The 17,161-nt window shown below is 31.9% G+C and carries 20 protein-coding genes; 14 read left to right on the top strand and 6 right to left on the bottom strand.

All coding sequences use genetic code 11. The annotated features are described in order from the left end of the window. The first annotated feature begins 69 nt into the window (after positions 1-69). Both HSX10_RS08700 and HSX10_RS08695 read left to right on the top strand, forming a co-directional pair. Complete coding sequence (locus HSX10_RS08700; protein ID WP_173587831.1) at positions 70-1,914, top strand: PLP-dependent aminotransferase family protein; 1,845 nt, start codon at positions 70-72, stop codon at positions 1,912-1,914. Between the two features lie 194 nt (positions 1,915-2,108). Beyond that, complete coding sequence (locus tag HSX10_RS08695) at positions 2,109-2,408, top strand: immunity 53 family protein (RefSeq protein WP_173587830.1); 300 nt, start codon at positions 2,109-2,111, stop codon at positions 2,406-2,408. A gap of 56 nt (positions 2,409-2,464) precedes the next feature. Here the strand turns inward: HSX10_RS08695 and HSX10_RS08690 are convergent, their stop codons facing one another. From HSX10_RS08690 to HSX10_RS08670, 5 genes are all read right to left on the bottom strand, one after another. After that, positions 2,465-3,190: an SDR family oxidoreductase gene (locus HSX10_RS08690; RefSeq protein ID WP_173587829.1), complete on the bottom strand. Its 726-nt coding sequence runs from the start codon at positions 3,188-3,190 to the stop codon at positions 2,465-2,467. A gap of 130 nt (positions 3,191-3,320) precedes the next feature. Further along, positions 3,321-3,845, bottom strand: a complete 525-nt coding sequence (locus HSX10_RS08685) for a DUF4136 domain-containing protein (protein WP_173587828.1) — start codon at positions 3,843-3,845, stop codon at positions 3,321-3,323. Between the two features lie 82 nt (positions 3,846-3,927). Further along, on the bottom strand, positions 3,928-4,641 hold the full coding sequence (locus HSX10_RS08680) for an ion transporter (protein WP_173587827.1): 714 nt from the start codon (positions 4,639-4,641) through the stop codon (positions 3,928-3,930). A gap of 15 nt (positions 4,642-4,656) precedes the next feature. Further along, positions 4,657-5,655 (bottom strand): GTPase ObgE, encoded by a 999-nt coding sequence (gene obgE / locus HSX10_RS08675; RefSeq protein WP_173587826.1) that lies wholly within the window; start codon positions 5,653-5,655, stop codon positions 4,657-4,659. Between the two features lie 63 nt (positions 5,656-5,718). Next, positions 5,719-6,828 carry an adenylate kinase gene (locus tag HSX10_RS08670; RefSeq protein WP_173587825.1) on the bottom strand — a complete coding sequence of 370 codons (1,110 nt, stop codon included), beginning with the start codon at positions 6,826-6,828 and terminating at the stop codon, positions 5,719-5,721. Positions 6,829-6,997: 169 nt separating this feature from the next. Here HSX10_RS08670 and HSX10_RS08665 point away from each other — a divergent pair, with 169 nt between their 5' ends. The 12 genes from HSX10_RS08665 (at position 6,998) to HSX10_RS08610 (ending at position 16,254) form a co-directional block, all read left to right on the top strand. After that, positions 6,998-8,152 carry a 5-(carboxyamino)imidazole ribonucleotide synthase gene (locus tag HSX10_RS08665; RefSeq protein WP_173587824.1) on the top strand — a complete coding sequence of 385 codons (1,155 nt, stop codon included), beginning with the start codon at positions 6,998-7,000 and terminating at the stop codon, positions 8,150-8,152. 210 nt (positions 8,153-8,362) lie between these two features. Beyond that, the gene (gene purE / locus HSX10_RS08660) at positions 8,363-8,848 is read left to right on the top strand and encodes a 5-(carboxyamino)imidazole ribonucleotide mutase (RefSeq protein WP_173587823.1); all 486 of its coding nucleotides are present in this window, start codon (positions 8,363-8,365) and stop codon (positions 8,846-8,848) included. Positions 8,849-8,954: 106 nt separating this feature from the next. Then, the gene (locus HSX10_RS08655) at positions 8,955-9,305 is read left to right on the top strand and encodes a GIY-YIG nuclease family protein (RefSeq protein ID WP_173587822.1); all 351 of its coding nucleotides are present in this window, start codon (positions 8,955-8,957) and stop codon (positions 9,303-9,305) included. Positions 9,306-9,351: 46 nt separating this feature from the next. Further along, positions 9,352-11,382: a M3 family metallopeptidase gene (locus tag HSX10_RS08650; RefSeq protein ID WP_173587821.1), complete on the top strand. Its 2,031-nt coding sequence runs from the start codon at positions 9,352-9,354 to the stop codon at positions 11,380-11,382. 12 nt (positions 11,383-11,394) lie between these two features. Further along, positions 11,395-12,192: a hypothetical protein gene (locus tag HSX10_RS08645; protein ID WP_254453220.1), complete on the top strand. Its 798-nt coding sequence runs from the start codon at positions 11,395-11,397 to the stop codon at positions 12,190-12,192. 46 nt (positions 12,193-12,238) lie between these two features. Beyond that, positions 12,239-12,742, top strand: coding sequence for a GbsR/MarR family transcriptional regulator (locus HSX10_RS08640; protein WP_173587820.1), 504 nt, complete (start codon positions 12,239-12,241; stop codon positions 12,740-12,742). Between the two features lie 146 nt (positions 12,743-12,888). Continuing rightward, the gene (locus HSX10_RS08635) at positions 12,889-13,710 is read left to right on the top strand and encodes a thiol-disulfide oxidoreductase DCC family protein (RefSeq protein WP_173587819.1); all 822 of its coding nucleotides are present in this window, start codon (positions 12,889-12,891) and stop codon (positions 13,708-13,710) included. A 1-nt stretch (position 13,711) separates the two neighbouring features. Continuing rightward, positions 13,712-14,065: a hypothetical protein gene (locus tag HSX10_RS08630; protein ID WP_173587818.1), complete on the top strand. Its 354-nt coding sequence runs from the start codon at positions 13,712-13,714 to the stop codon at positions 14,063-14,065. A 3-nt stretch (positions 14,066-14,068) separates the two neighbouring features. After that, positions 14,069-14,455 carry a hypothetical protein gene (locus HSX10_RS08625; RefSeq protein WP_173587817.1) on the top strand — a complete coding sequence of 129 codons (387 nt, stop codon included), beginning with the start codon at positions 14,069-14,071 and terminating at the stop codon, positions 14,453-14,455. 2 nt (positions 14,456-14,457) lie between these two features. Then, positions 14,458-15,351: a TIGR01777 family oxidoreductase gene (locus HSX10_RS08620; protein ID WP_173587816.1), complete on the top strand. Its 894-nt coding sequence runs from the start codon at positions 14,458-14,460 to the stop codon at positions 15,349-15,351. Between the two features lie 55 nt (positions 15,352-15,406). Continuing rightward, a complete protein-coding gene (locus HSX10_RS08615) occupies positions 15,407-15,964 on the top strand; it encodes a sigma-70 family RNA polymerase sigma factor (protein WP_173587815.1) in 558 nt (185 codons plus the stop codon). Between the two features lie 32 nt (positions 15,965-15,996). Beyond that, positions 15,997-16,254 (top strand): hypothetical protein, encoded by a 258-nt coding sequence (locus tag HSX10_RS08610; RefSeq protein ID WP_173587814.1) that lies wholly within the window; start codon positions 15,997-15,999, stop codon positions 16,252-16,254. Here the strand turns inward: HSX10_RS08610 and HSX10_RS08605 are convergent. Then, positions 16,237-17,073 (bottom strand): UbiA prenyltransferase family protein, encoded by an 837-nt coding sequence (locus HSX10_RS08605; protein WP_173587813.1) that lies wholly within the window; start codon positions 17,071-17,073, stop codon positions 16,237-16,239. The genes HSX10_RS08610 and HSX10_RS08605 overlap by 18 nt on opposite strands. Positions 17,074-17,161: the final 88 nt, after the last annotated feature.

Raw genomic sequence — 17,161 nt, 5'->3', positions numbered from 1 at the left:
AACATCCTGTAAGGCTTTAAAGAAATTCTTAACTAACGTATCTTTACAACCTATTTAAAAGTGGAAATTATGCAAGACAATAAAACACTCAATTATATAAAAGATGTATTAGAACAAATGCCTTCAGACTGGCTAAATCTAACAACGCATCGCTTAGATATTTACAATGAAAAATTGGCTAAAACACAGTTTTTAGATCAGTTTGAAACCTTATACAAAGACAATAATTCAGAATCTTCGGCATTAAAAGTTTTACCTACAGCATACGATTATATTCGATTAGGTCACCCACTATCTAGTATTTTAGAATGGGGAATTGCCAACTTAAACGATTTACATTCTGAAAATGTGATTAGTTTTGGTTCTCAAACAGTTCCTGTTTTAGCAATTCTAAGAACCAATTTATTAGAAAACAAAAACACGCAAATTGTTTATACAGATGCATTACCAAAATCTTTTGATGCTGCGCTTATAAAACATGTTTATGGCTACAATTTTGAAGTAAAACAAGTTGAAAAGGTAGACGACATTTCTAAATTTGAAGGCAGTACTATTTTTATTTCTAAAGAAGATAAAATTGGTAATTATGAACTGAATCCTAATATAGATTTCATTATAAGTCTACATGACCACCTTGGAAGTATTTTAGTCGTTAACGGAAAAGAAAACGAACATTATGTTTCCGATATTCAGCATGTAAGACGAAGAGAAACTGTTGCCATGACACCTTCAAATTCACTTATTGCTTTAAAAGCATTAGTTGCTCAAACATTTATAGCGACTAAAGACGATAACGTTGAAGCAAATAAAGCTAGTGTTTTAAATTCACTTAAAGACATTACAGCAACCACAGCATTACCTTTAGTGGCTTCTAGCGGACTTTCTATGCAATATGCCATTATGATGGGATTGGTTGATGATGCGCTAGAAAAACACAAAGGAAAAGCTATTAAATTTATTGTACCACCAAACTGTTATGGCGGCACCAATGACCAAGCCAGACGTGTTGCTGCATGTTTAGATAATGTGGAAGTTGTAGATTTACCTGTGGATGGTGATAACGATATGGTGCAAAGTATTCATACTGTTTTAACTAAAGTTGCTTTAGAAGATGCCGTTCCTTATATCATTGCTGAAATCCCAACAAACCCTAGAGTTGAAGTCCCTGATTTAGACGCCTTAAAAGCAGCCCTAAGTAAAGAACGAAAAACTGCCGACGGTAATATTGCTATTGATCCTGTATTTATACTAGATCAGACTTTCTGCCCTAATGTTCATTTTTTAGGTGAAGGTGAAATATTATCAACGGTAAGAACTATTTCTTACGCTAGTGGATCTAAATTTCCAAGTGGCGGAAAATGTACAGCGGGTTATTGTGTAGCTAACAATAAAGCTGAAGCACTAATTGAAAAAATAGAACTTCATTTAACGTTATGTGATAATGAAGCTACAGATCAGCAATACGAAATCTTAGCAAAGCAATTACCATCTATGAAACAAAGAATTGCGGATGCTTACACTAACACACGCGATTTTGTAAATTATATACATGAAACTCTTCCTGGCGCTAAAATCAATTTTGTTTCTGAAGAATTAGCTGAACAAGGATTTACACCTTCTGTTTTTTCATTAGATCTTCCTACAAAAGGAAATACTGCTGAAGAAAAAGAAACGTATAAACGTGCTTTAAATCATAAGTTAATCAACTTAATGATTACAGAAATCCCTGATGAGAGTAAATACTGTGTGAGTTACGGTCAATTAAAAGGTTGTTATTGGACAATTCCGGCAACTTCTACCCAAGGTACCACAAAAGAAGGCGATAAAGATTATATTGCACGTGTTGCTTTGTCACCAAATATGGATTTAGAATTACACAAAAAAGTGTTTTTAGATTTTGTTGAAAGCATATAAATAATAGTCATCGTCAGTTCGAGTGTTTATTGATTTGAAGTGCAACGGAAAATCAATTAATGTATCGAGAACAATTTGTTTTACTAACCGTTCTCGATACGATTTTAAAAAAACAAAATCACTAGAACTGACGTTGAATATCGATTGAGGATTTCAAAACATACAAGTAAAATCAATTTTAATAAAAAATACAAATGGAAATTTTAGAGTGGATACAAGATTGGTTTAAAGAGAATGCCGATGGCGAATGGGAAAAAGGTGATGCAATCCAAATAACCACTTTAGACACCCCAGGTTGGGATGTAGAAATTGATATTTCAAAAACATCAATAGCTAATCTTGAAATAAAATGGGTTCTTAACGAAAACGGCAGACAAGATTGGTATGGCGTAAAAATTTCTAATAAAAGATTTAGAGCCGCTGGTGATGCCGGAAAACTTATTTTCTTATTAAATCTATTCAAAGAAATGATTGAGAAAATTGAAAACGAATAAGGAAACCTTAAAAGTCTCCCGATTCGTTTTTATATATTTCGTAAAAACAAGATTCTCTACTTGCTAGGAGGCGTTGTTGGTCGCACCTCTATTTTACTAGGTAAAGTTCTAGGATTCATTTTTAATAAATCTACAACCAACTCTCCTATATCTTCTATCTGAATTTTCCATGCTTGATCTTCACTAGGCCTATTTCCGTTAAAATACGTAGAAACAGAACCTGGCATAATTGTACTCACTTTAACTCCATACTTACGCAAATCTAACATTACAGCTTGGGTAAACCCTGTTAATCCAAATTTACTAGCATTATAAGCAGAACCTTTAGCAAAAAAGTTTGCACCTGCTAAACTAGATATCGTAATGTAATATCCTTTAGATTCTTTAAGCGCTTTAACACTCGCTTTTATTGAATTAAATGCTCCAGTAAGATTAGTATCAATAGTATCATTCCATTGCTCTACGGTTAAATCTTCAATACTAGCAAAAAGTCCTAAACCTGCATTTGCAATTACAATATCTAATTGACCAAATGTACTTATCGCTTGCTTTACTGCTTCTTCTTGACTTTCAAGTTGTCTTACATCTGCTTGGACTCCAATTATAGATCCAACACAATTTGTTTTAGAGGCTAACTCTTTTGCAGTTTCATCTGCAGAATTCTTATTTCTACTTGTAATTACAACTTTTAAACCTTGGTTTAGTAATGCTTCGGCCACTCCATAACCTATTCCTTTTGTTCCACCTGTTATTAAGGCTACTTTCCCTTTTAAATTTTTCATTCTTTTCTTTTTACCAAATTTACAAAACAAGAAAGGAAACAATACTTTTAGAATGTTAGGATTATGATAAAATCTACTTAATCTTATCCTTATCTAAAGCTATAAGCTATAAGCTATAAGCTAATCTATATTATTCATTTTGCTTTGGTGGATAACTTGAAAACACCTTTTCTACTATAACCTTAAACTGTTCTTCTCGCTTTTCAGGTATGTCATTATCAGTATAGCTACTTTCAGTTATAGCTTGCCAAAACATCCCTGTTTTTGTATCGTCTACAAACTCGATACTAATTTCTCTTGTTGCTTTATTTTGACCAATTGGAATACCAACAGAAAGTCCACCTCCAAGACGACCTCCGCCTCCACCGACGCCAACTCCGACATTACTATTATTTCGACCTTGAATATTTTGACTTTTAATATCTATGAAGAAATCAGGATTTTCAGATCGCGTTAAGCCCATTGTTTCAAGTTTAGCATCCATAACTCTAATTAAACGTTTATTATCTAATTCAGATAAGCCTGTAGTCATATCATCAAAGTAATTGTAAGATTTGTAAGTATTGAAATCTGTTGCCTTTTCATAGTCGTAATTAACTTTTACAGCACAAGACACTAATAGAAAAGTAATCAATAGAAATTTTAAAGACTTCATATTTTTTATTTTAAAAATATGAAAAATCAAATACTAATACCAAAATGTTTCGCTAATTAAATATTAACGTACTTATTTAAAACTATTCACCTTCATCGTTAGGCTCAATAGCTTTCGTTAAAGAAGATGAAATAATACCCGTTGGAATTGCAACAACCCCTAAACCAATTAACAGCATAAAGAATGTAAAAATCCGACCACCAATAGTAATTGGATAAACATCACCATAACCAACAGTTGTTAAGGTTACGATAGACCACCAAAGACTTGAAAATATAGAAGAAAAATGCTCTGGTTGTGCTTGGTTTTCAAAATAATAAATACCTACTGCTGTAAAATAGATAAGCATCAAAGTAATCATCATAAAAAGAATAATCTGCTCTTTTGCCAAGCGCATGGCATTTGCAAAATGACGCATAGCCTTATTATAACGCACCAGTTTAAACAATCTAAACAAACGGAACATACGCAATAAACGCAGCGAACGTAAATCGATACCGAAAGACAAATAAAAAGGTAGAATAGCTAAAAAATCTACGATACCGAAAAAGCTAAAAATAAATTTAGTCTTATTCTCAGCGACGTAGATACGAGCTAAATATTCGAATGTGAATACAATGACACAAAAAGCCTCAATAGCTTTTAAAACTACATGAATTTGTGGTTTTAAATCAGGTAAAGTCTCAATTGAAAATGTTATAACAGATAATATAATTAGAAACTGAATGAAATAAGCAAACCGTAAACTCCTTTTAGTTCCGTTAAGTTCTACGAGGCTTTTGAGATATGCTTTCATTCTAATAAATAATCATTAATTGTTTAATAATTTCCAAAGTTGATCTTTTAATTCCACTAAACCTTGCTGTGCGACAGAAGATATAAATAGATAATCTACAGATAAATCTTTATCTAATATTGTAGATATTTCAGACTTTAATTCATCATCCAACATATCAGACTTAGAAACCACCACAAGGCGATCTTTATCTAACATTTCAGGATTATAACGTCTAAGTTCGTCTTCTAATATTTCGTATTGCTTAACAATATCTTCAGCATCTGCAGGAATTAAAAATAGCAGAATTGAATTTCGTTCAATATGCCTTAAGAAATAATACCCTAAACCTTTTCCTTCTGCAGCACCTTCAATAATACCAGGAATATCAGCCATTACAAATGACTTAAAATCACGATACTCAACGATACCTAAGTTAGGTTTTAAAGTTGTAAACTCATAATCTGCAATTTTAGGTTTTGCAGAAGTTAAAACAGAAAGTAATGTTGATTTTCCTGCGTTAGGAAATCCAACCAATCCAACATCTGCTAAAACTTTAAGTTCTAAAGTAATATCGAGTTCTTCAAGTGGAATTCCAGGTTGTGCATAACGTGGTGTTTGGTTTACTGAATTTTTAAAATGCCAGTTACCACGTCCTCCCATTCCTCCTTTAACTACAATTCTTTCCTCACCTTCATCGGTAATTTCAAACATTATAGTATCAGTTTCAGAATCACGGACAACAGTTCCTAATGGTACATCTACGTAGATATCTTCACCATCTGCACCTGTACTTCTTCCTGAACTACCATGAGAACCATGGCCTGCTCTAAAGTGTCTTTTAAACTTTAAATGGATTAATGTCCAAAGATTAGAGTTTCCTCGTAAAATTACGTGACCTCCTCGTCCACCATCTCCACCATCTGGACCACCTTTAGCAATATATTTTTCGCGATGTAAATGCGATGATCCTTTTCCTCCGTTACCAGAAGACACATGCATTTTTACGTAGTCTACAAAATTTCCTTCAGTCATATTCATTTCCCACCAAAGTGGGAATCTTTTTAGTTAGATCCCTATTTTATTAGGAATAACAATTTATAATTTATCAATCGCAGCACTTAATCGTACTGTAATTTCTTCAATACTACCAACACCATCAACACCAAAATATTTATTTTGCTCAGCGTAATAATCTTTTAAGATGGCTGTTTTTTTATAGTATTCTTTTATTCTATTTCTAATAATGCTTTCATCAGCATCATCAGCTCTTCCGCTTGTTTCACCACGTTTTAATAAACGTTGTACTAACACCTCATCATCTACTTCTAAAGCTACCATGGCATTAATCTGAGAATCTTTAGTTTCCATTAATTCGTCTAATGCTTTTGCTTGAGCGTTAGTTCTTGGAAAACCATCGAAAATAAAACCTTTTGCATCTGCATTTTTCTCAACTTCCTTATTCAACATGTCAATAGTTACCTGATCTGGCACTAACTCTCCTTTATCAATAAAAGACTTTGCTAACATTCCTAAAGCAGTTTTGTTTTTAATATTAAATCTAAAAACATCGCCTGTAGAAATATGAACTAGATCATATTTTTCCTTTAAAAAATCCGCTTGGGTTCCTTTTCCTGCACCTGGAGGGCCAAATAGCACTAAATTAGTCATGTGTTGTGTAGTTTTTAATTGATATACTGCTGGTAAATCTCTTCCTAATCCATCATAATCAAGACCGTAGCCAACGATGAATTTATTGGGGATTTCCATACCAACATAATGAAGTTTAAAATCTTTATTGTAAGCTTCAGGTTTATAAAACAACGTGGCAATAAGTAATTGTTTTACATTTTCATTTTTAAAAATACGGTGTACTTCCTCTAATGTATTACCTGTATCTATAATATCTTCTAAAATAACAACTGTTCTTCCTGTTAAATCTTGAGTCAATCCAATAAGACGTTGAATGTCTTCAGTTGACTTTACGCCTTCATAAGAAGCTAATTTAATAAAAGTAACTTCGCATGGTTTTGGATATTTCTTTACAAAATCGCTTACCACCATAAATGAGCCATTCAAAATCCCAATAAACACAGGTACTTCATCGCCTAAATCTGCAGCGACATCATTTGCCATTTTCTGTACAATAGTGTCTAATTCTTGTTCAGACACAAAAGGTTTAAAGTATAAATCGTGAAGCTTTACCACAGTCTTTTTATTTTAGAATGGCAAAGATACATATTTGATAGCTGATTGCACATTTTTTGATTTAGGAATTTATAAGTATGTATCATTTTTACCGTATTTTTGCTCTTGAAAAGCAGATATTTAATCCTAAAAAAGTTTCCCTTTCTTATTAAGGGAACAATAATCATTGATGAACTATTTTTCTTCAAATTTTAAACTTGGCATTCTTGGCGGCGGACAACTTGGTAAAATGATGTTGTACGACACTCGTAAATTTGACATTTATACTTGTGTTATAGATCCTAGCCCAGAAGCACCATCACGACTCGCTTGCGATGAATTTACTATTGGTGATTTAATGGATTACCAAACCGTTGTTGACTTCGGAAAAAAAGTAGATGTTTTAACTTTTGAAATTGAAAACGTTAATGTTGATGCTTTAGAAACCCTTGAAAAAGAAGGTGTAAAAGTTTTCCCTTCCTCTAAAACATTAAGAACCATCCATAATAAAGCGACTCAAAAATTATTTTATCGCGATAATGACATTCCAACTGCTGAATTTTCAAGATTTGCTTACACTTCTGAAATTGATGAAGCTATAGATAATGGCGGATTAAGCTATCCTTTTGTATGGAAAAGTGCGCGATTTGGTTATGATGGCACAGGTGTAAAAGTGGTTAGAAGTCTTACGGATTTAAGTAATTTACCAAATGTAGAATGTATCACCGAAAAGTTAATTCCTTTTAAAAATGAATTAGCTGTCATCGTTGCGAGAAACGAAAAAGGAGATGTAAAAACATATCCTGTGGTAGAGATGGAATTTCATCCAGAAGCTAACCAAGTTGAATATGTTATTTGTCCGGCTCGTATTCCTGATGCCATTGCAAAAAAAGCAGAAGCTGTAGCTTTAAAGGTCGCTTCTACTTTTAAACACGTTGGTTTATTGGCTGTTGAAATGTTTCAGACTGAAAATGATGAAATCTTAGTAAACGAAGTTGCACCAAGACCACATAACTCTGGTCATTACAGTATTGAAGCAAGCTACACGTCTCAATTTGAACAACAAATTAGATGTGTCTTAGGATTACCTCTTGGTAATACCGAAAGTAAAGTTGCTGGTGTTATGGTAAATCTTGTAGGTGCTGAAGGCCATACAGGAAATGTAGTCTATAAGAATATTGAAAACATCTTAACGATGGATGGCGTTACACCGCACATTTATGGTAAAAAGCAAACAAGACCTTTTAGAAAAATGGGACATGTTACTATTGTAAATGAAGATATTGCTGTAGCTCGAAAAATTGCAGAACAAGTAAAGCAAACGATCGAAGTGATCAGTGAATAAACTTGATTTAATCACTTTCAATAATTTCATTTAGTAAATCAATACGTTTCATCTTTTAAGAAACACAAAACCTATTTTATTACTTTCTGTTAACGGATTCAAAAAAATTGGTAATACTACCTTAGTTACCTTAACTTTGGTGTTATCATTTTGTACCCTATAAACAAGGGTGCCAAAAGTAATATTATCAAAAAATAATTAACACAGAGAATGAGTAAAGTAGCCGTAATAATGGGAAGTAACAGCGACATGCCAGTAATGCAAGACGCTATAGATATATTAAAAGAATTTGATATTGAAGTTGAAGTTGATATCGTTTCTGCACATCGTACACCCGAAAAATTATTCGATTTCAGTAAAAATGCACACACTAGAGGTATCAAAGTTATTATCGCTGGTGCTGGTGGAGCTGCACATTTACCAGGTATGGTTGCCTCTTTATCACCATTACCAATTATTGGAGTGCCTGTAAAAAGTAGTAATTCTATTGACGGTTGGGATTCTGTATTATCTATTTTACAAATGCCAGGCGGAGTTCCTGTAGCAACTGTAGCTCTTAATGGCGCTAAAAATGCTGGGATTTTAGCGGCTCAGATTTTAGGTAGCGCAGACCAAAGTATTTTAAACAAAATTGTAGATTATAAAGAAGGATTGAAAGCTAAAGTTATTGATTCTGCTAAGGGTTTAAATAACTAAGCACTCAATGTTTCTCGCTGTCTGGTCGAGCGCAGTCGAGACCTATTTGGAGTTCTCGACTGCGCTCGAACGGACAAACATCTGTTGAACGAAACGAAGCAATTGTATGAAATCCTATTTTATTTACATTATTAAATGTTCCGATAATCTATTATACACTGGATTTACAAATAATATTTCGCGACGATTTAATGAACATGCAGAAGGATTAAACAAAACATGTTTCACTTTTAAAAGAAGGCCTTTAGAATTAATATTTCATCAAGAATTTAATGATGTAAATCAAGCTATTTATTTTGAGAATAAAATCAAAAAATGGAGTTCTAAAAAGAAATTAGCATTAGCTAATGATGATTTCGATAGGCTTCAAATTTTATCTGAATGTAGAAATTTCACACATTCAAAATATAAACCTACAGAAATAGAGGTATCGACCGCACTCGACCAGACATACTAATAGATTACAAGTATCAATAATGTAATTCATATCAAAACAGAAAACAATGACAATTCTTAATAAAGCATTTGAAACACCATATAAAACAGCCCCTTTTTCAGAAATAAAAACAGAAGATTATTTACCCGCTTTTAAAGAAAGTATTAAAAAATCTAAAGCTGAAATCGATGCCATAACAGCAAACACTGAAGCACCAACTTTTAAAAATACGATAGAAGCCCTAGATTATTCTGGCGAAGAATTAGATCGTCTTTCTAGTATATTTTTTAATTTGAATTCTGCTGAAACCAATGACGAGATTCAGAAAATAGCACAAGAAGTGTCACCACTTTTATCAGAATTTGGTAATGACATCACTTTAAATGAAGCTTTATTTAAACGTGTAAAAGCTGTTTACGATTCTAAATCGACTTTAGATTTAACAACAGAACAAGCAACACTTCTTGATAAAAGATATAAAGGATTCTCTAGAAATGGAGCAAATTTAGCTGAAGACAAAAAGACCAAACTAAGAGCAATTGACAAGGAATTAAGTCAATTAAAATTAAAATTCGGTGAACATATTCTTGCAGAAACTAATGCTTACGAATTACACCTTACCAACCAAGAAGATCTTTCGGGTTTACCAGAAGGTGCAAAAGAAGCCGCTAAGCAATTAGCAGAAAGCAAGGATAAAGACGGTTGGTTAATTACGTTAGATTACCCAAGTTATATTCCGTTTATGACGTATGCGGACAATAGAAAATTAAGAGAAGAACTCTCTAAAGCTTTTGGTAGAAAAGGATTTCAGAATAACGAATTAGACAATCAAGATATTGTTCTTAAAATTGCCAAGCTTCGTTTTGAGCGCGCTCAACTTTTAGGTTATAAAACGCATGCACATTTTGTTTTGGAAGAACGCATGGCACAAACGCCAGAAAAAGTAACATCTTTTTTAAATGAATTATTAGAAAAAGCAAAACCAGCTGCTAAAGATGAATTTAAAGCACTTGAAGATTTTGCTAAAGATTTAGATGATATTGACCAACTTCAAAAATGGGATTCTGGTTATTATTCTGAAAAATTGAAACAAAAATTATTCAATTTAGATGATGAACAGTTGAAGCCTTATTTCAAATTAGAAAACGTTATTAACGGTGCTTTTACCGTTGCTGAAAAATTATTTGGATTACAATTTGAAGAAATTGATACCATTGATAAATACCACGAAGATGTTTTAACTTATAAAGTTACAGATGCTGATGGCGAATTAGTTTCTATATTCTATGCTGACTTTTTTCCAAGAGCAGGGAAACGAAACGGAGCATGGATGACCTCATACAAACCGCAAATGATTAAAGATGGTAAAAACGAAAGACCACACATTTCTAACGTTTGTAATTTTACTAAACCAACAAAAAGTAAACCTTCTTTATTAACGTTTAATGAAGTTACTACGTTGTTTCATGAATTTGGTCACGGACTTCACGGCATGTTAGCCAACACAACCTACCCAAGCTTATCGGGAACTAGTGTGTATTGGGATTTTGTTGAATTACCAAGTCAGGTATTAGAAAACTGGTGTTACGAAAAAGAAGCTTTAGAGTTATTTGCTACGCATTATGAAACAGGAGAAGTGATTCCGATGGAATTGATTGAAAAAATTAAAGCTTCTGCTACGTTCCACGAAGGTATGCAAACGTTACGTCAGTTAAGTTTTGGATTATTAGACATGGCATGGCATGGTGTTGATCCTTCAGAAATTAAAGATGTAAAAGCTTACGAAGTTAAAGCTTTTGGCGACACAAGTCTATATCCTGATGTTGCTGAGAATTGTATGAGTACAGCATTCTCTCATATATTTCAAGGCGGTTATTCTTCTGGTTATTACAGTTACAAATGGGCCGAAGTTTTAGACGCCGATGCTTTTGAATATTTTAAAGAAGAAGGTATTTTCAACAAAACGGTTGCTGATAAATTTAAAACTTTTGTTTTATCTCAAGGTGGAACTGAAAACCCAATGACTTTATATAAAAAATTTAGAGGACAAGAACCAAAACCTGAAGCTTTATTGAGACGTGCTGGCTTGTTGAAATAAAATGAGAAGCTTATGCGTTCAATATTTATGAAACTATTAAAATTTATTGGACACATTATCATCGTTATAATTTTAACAACAATTACTCAAGTTGGTGGATTAATATGGTTGCTTGCTATTATTATTTCATATAAAATAAAAAAGGGAAAGCGCATTGTTTTCCCTTTACTTTATCTACTCTTCAATCTCGTAATTATTCCACCTATTGCATCTTATTTAGGACGAGAAAAACTACCAACATTTAAAGAGAATTTGAAACCTCATAATTGGTTTTATCCATTAGCGTTTAGAAATTACGTTAATCCAGATTTAAAAAGCGAATTAGAAAAATCCGCACAAGCTTTAAGTGCATCAAATATCAACATAACTTATTTAGATGCCAATTTTCCTTTTATTAATGGATTTCCGTTGCTTCCGCATTTAAGCCATAGTGATGGAAAAAAGATAGATATTTCATTGATGTATTTAGATCAAGATGGAAATTCAACCAATAAAAAACCTTCTGTTTCTGGTTACGGTGTTTATGCTAATTCCAGTAATAATTACACATCCGAAACCTGTATAAAAAAAGGCTATTGGCAATATGATTTCACTAAATATCTTACCCTTGGCACTATTAATAATTTAAAATTAGATGATAAAAACACTAAATTATTAATAGAACAAATACTATCCATCCAAACAACGGAAAAGATATTTATAGAACCTCATCTTAAACAATCATTGGGATTACGTCATCAATCTAAAATTAGATTTACCGGCTGCCAAGCAGTAAGACACGACGACCATATTCATTATCAAATAAAATAAACTTTCAATAATTATTGAAAGTTTAAAAATTATTATATATTTGCGTATGGAATATCAAGAAGCAAAAGAAAAATTTATTAGTACTTGGGGAAGTTTAGGGTCACTTTGGGGCATAAACAAAGCTATGGCACAAATACAAGCATTGCTTTTTATTTCTACCAAACCACTGTCTATGGAAGAGGTTATGGAAGAACTTAAAATTTCTCGTGGTAATACGAGTATGAATTTAAGACAATTGATGGATTGGGGAATTGTTACTAAAGTTTTAGTTTCTGGTGAACGAAAAGAATTCTTTACTACCGAAAAAGATGTACAAGAATTAGCACGTATTATCGCAAAAGAACGAAGCAGAAGAGAAATAAGACCTGTAATAAAAGTTTTAGAAGACGTCTCTTCTATTAAAGATGATGGCACGGAAAAAACAAAAGAGTTAATAAAACAAACCAAAGCTTTAAATCTACTTACACAAGACTTAGATAACTTAATGAATAAAATGGTCAATCAGAAACAGAATTGGCTAACAAAATCAGTTATGAAGCTGATGAAATAGCCCAACTAATAATCTCAATAAAGATTATTAAATGAATGCTCTATATGACAATTGAAAAGCAATAAACAAAAACAAAGGAAATAAGATTATATTTTTTTTAAATAAAACTTTCAGTATTTTCTGAAAGTTTAAAACAAACAAAAAGAATGAAAACACTACAAAACCAAACCTTACTTTACGACAGAGATTGCCCATTATGCAATGTTTATACAAGTGGATTCATAAAAACTGAAATGTTAGATCATAATGGTAGAAAAGCCTTTTGCAATTTAACTGATGAAGAACAAAATTTCATAGATTTAAATAGAGCTTCAAACGAAATTGCTCTTTTTGACAACCAAAGCAAAACAGTAATTTATGGAGTAGATAGTTTACTTAAAGTGATTGGTCATTCAATACCTCTAGTAGAAAGCATAGGGAATTTTAAACCTATAAAGTTTGGACTCAAAAAATCATATGCATTCATTTCATATAATAGAAAAGTAATTATCCCGAGTAAAATAGACAAAACAGAAACGTTACAGTGTGTACCAAGTTTTAATACTAAATACAGGTTAATTTATATTGTATTTGCAGCCATCATTACAAGTATTGTACTCTTTAAATTCAGTAAATTAATTACTATAATTCCGGCATCTAATTTATTAAGAGAAAGTTTAATTGCATTCGGTCAAATTGGGTTTCAAGCTTTATTCATTTCAAAATTAAACTTTAAAAAGCAACTGAATTACTTTGGTAATCTTATGACTATTTCATTAATGGGAAGTTTCATATTGATTCCTGTATTAATCCTAAACCCAATCATAGAACTACCACAAATAGCATTACTTTTTTGGTTTGGGCTAACAGTCTCATTTATGTTGTGTGAGCATATAAGACGTATTAAACTATTAGCGTTACCAAAGCATTTATCTGCAACTTGGATACTTTACCGCCTTCTCGTTTTACTACTAATTTTATTTTTATAAGATGACTTACAACGCCATAACATATCTCTTGTATTTACCTCTAATTAGTTTTATTATGCTTAAGGTTGGCTGGCTGTTTTATAAAAATGGCGAAGTTTTTTTACTGAATTTATTCAACCAAAACCGCCCCTTAGTCACCAGTATTAATAAACTCTTATTAATTGGTTATTACTTACTAAATATTGGATACGTCATCTTAACTATTGCTTATTGGGAACATTTAGAAAGCGTAACAGACATCATCAACTCTTTAAGTCTAACCTTAGGAAGAATTATCATCGCATTAGCAATAATGCACTATAACAACATTTTTATTTTAAAATACATTTACAAACAAAAACTTTTAAATCAATAAATTATGGAAAATTCTAAAATCATTATCGGCTACATTATTTACTTACCAATAGTTATTTTACTAACAATTTACATTTCTAAAATGCTATTTAAAAATGGCAAAATATTTATGATCGATATTTTTAAAGGCAAAGAAGAAATAGCATTAGCAACCAATAAGTTATTCGAAATTGGATTTTACCTCATAAATATCGGGTTCGCATTATATATCATGAAAATCTACTCTAGCGCATACTCAACCATAAGCTATCAAACCTTGATGGAAATATTAAGCAAAAAAATTGGTGGATTCACTATCTATTTAGGCGTGATGTTATTCTTAAATCTATACTTGTTTTTTAGAGGACGAAGAAAATCGAAACAAGTATTCACAACAACTAAAGCGTCTTAACCATGAAAACAATCATCATAGCAGGAGGCACTGGCTTCTTAGGCCAAGTTTTAGAAAACTATTTTACAAGTAATGGTTACGGCATTATAATCTTAACTAGAAAACCCACCAAATCAAATCATATTTACTGGAACGCAAAAAATCTAGACCAATGGACCAAAGCACTTGAGGGTACATATGCACTCATCAACCTTACAGGTAAATCTGTAGATTGTAGATATACTGAAGCTAATAAAAAACTGATTCACGATTCTCGTATAGATTCTACTAACGTATTAGGAAAAGCAATTCTTAAAAGCAAAAAACCACCAAAGGCTTGGCTTAACATGTCTACTTCAACAATTTATAAAGATTCTTATCAAAAACAAATGACGGAAGAAAACGGTGATGTTGGTAACGACTTTTCTATGAATATTGCTAAATCATGGGAAGCTACCTTTAATAGTATAGAAACAACACAGACAAGAAAAGTCATCTTAAGAACCTCAATTGTATTAGGTGAAAACGGAGGTGCATTAATCCCTTTAAAACAATTAACAAAATTTGGATTAGGAGGAAAACAATGGCATGGCAAACAAAAAGTTAGTTGGATTCACGAAACAGATTTTGCAAGAGCTATTGATTTTTTAATAAAGAACAACCTCAACGGAGTCTTTAACATTGTTTCACCAAAACCAACTACAAATACTAAATTAATGACTACACTTAGAAGATCATTTAAAGTTCCTTTCGGAATTCCCCAACCAAAATGGCTCATCAAGTTGGGTGCAAAAATTATAGGTACAGAACCTGAATTGGTTCTAAAAAGTAGAAACGTCATTCCTGAAAAATTAATTCAAAAAGGATTCACATTTAAACATCAAACTATAGAACAGGCTATAAGTAATCTTATATAACTAAATTAATTCTCAATTTTTTAACTTATTTTTGACTTAGTAATCAAATCAATAAATGCCTAAGCACCAAATCAACCCAAACGATTGGGTAAAACTATATTCAGACTACCTCTTCAATTACACCATTACACGTGTAAGTGACAGAGAAATTGCTCAGGATTTAATTTCTGAAACATTTCTTGCTGGATTAAAATCAATGGTTAATTTTAAAGGAGAAGCAAGTGAACGCACTTGGCTAATTTCAATTTTAAAACGAAAGATCATTGATCATTATCGAAAAATAAATTCTAATAAAGGTAAAGCTGAAGTTAGAATGAACTATCATAGTGATACCGAAACGGAAGGCGATTGGTTAGAAGAGCGCGTTTCTGATGCCTCTGACAAAACTGCTGAAGACAAATTAGTAAATTCTGAATTAGGTGATGCGATCTACGATTGCTTAGGTAAATTACCAGAAAAACAAGCCGAAGTTTTTAAAATGAAAACAATGTTAGATTATGATACAGAAACAATTTGTAAAGAATTGGATATTACTGCGTCTAACTTATGGGTGATTATCCACAGAGCACGAACAAGTTTAGCTGAGTGCATGGAAAAAAATTGGTATAATTAAATTGAAAATTCTGTTTACAGAAAAAAATTAAGATGAAAAAAAGTTTTTTATTTGTTAGTTGCGATGAAGCTCAACATATTTGTGATAAAGCACAATACGGTGAAGCATCAACCAGTGAACGATTTAAATTAATGTTACGCTTGCTTTATTGCCATGTAACAAAAACCTATTCTAAAAAAAACACAAAATTATCAGAAACCATAGAAACTTCTAAAGTTCAATGTTTAAAAGCAGAAGAACGAAACAAGCTTCAATCTGAATTTGAAAAAGAATTAAGCAAACAGAAATAAAATTAATAACCAAACTATAGGTAAGCTCTCTACCCAAAAGGCACTGTAGTATTTCGATTGATTTTTATTCGAAAAAAGTAATAATAATAATGTTACAGATGTTATTAGTAATGTTGATAAAACTGTATCTGCAACCAATTCATCTTTAAAAAAATCTAACATAAAGAAAATAGCCAAGAGTGAAACACCAATCACCTTGGTTTTTTTTACGCCTATTTTTTGAGGAATTGTTGCTAATTTTAAACTATCATAATTCAAATCTCTTATCTCAAAAGGGAACATTAAAACAAGAACGTAACATAAACGTTGCAAACCAATAATAAGGACATCAGTGTTAATTTCATAATCTTGATTTACTACAGGTAAAACAACAGCAGTCACCGTCCAAATTAAAGCAATGAGATAAACTTTTAAACCTCCTATTTGCCTTAAGTTTTTATGATCGTCAAATAAATAATGTTTCGGAATCATAATAGGAATAGCATAGAAAAAAGTAATAACACCAAGAACAGCTATACACACTAATGTATTTAACTTAAGCTGAAACAAATAATAGCTCATTGCAAAAAAAGCAAACAAAGAAAATACCTGTATGCTTTTTAACCACCCCGCTAAACTTCTATGGTGAAATTTAGCTACACCAAAAAACTTCACAAAATTGTAGCCTGTTATTGTTGCAAAAAAAACAAAATAGAGCAACTCTTTATCAAATTTTAAATTCAGCTCTATAAGTGTTACCCATGCTAATGCTAATGCTGCAAATGCAACATGAACACTACTATTTAGGTAAAAATTAAAAATCCGTTTCAACACATTCATAAAGCAAAAATAAGCATTGTGTTAATAACCTCTAATTTCGGTTAAAAACTTTAGCTTTCGTTAACTAAAAAATTAGGCTAAATATGTA

Origin of the sequence: Winogradskyella undariae (genome assembly GCF_013285155.1) — a bacterium.
Lineage (GTDB): Bacteria > Bacteroidota > Bacteroidia > Flavobacteriales > Flavobacteriaceae > Winogradskyella > Winogradskyella undariae.
This window is presented reverse-complemented; position numbering and strand designations above follow the sequence as displayed.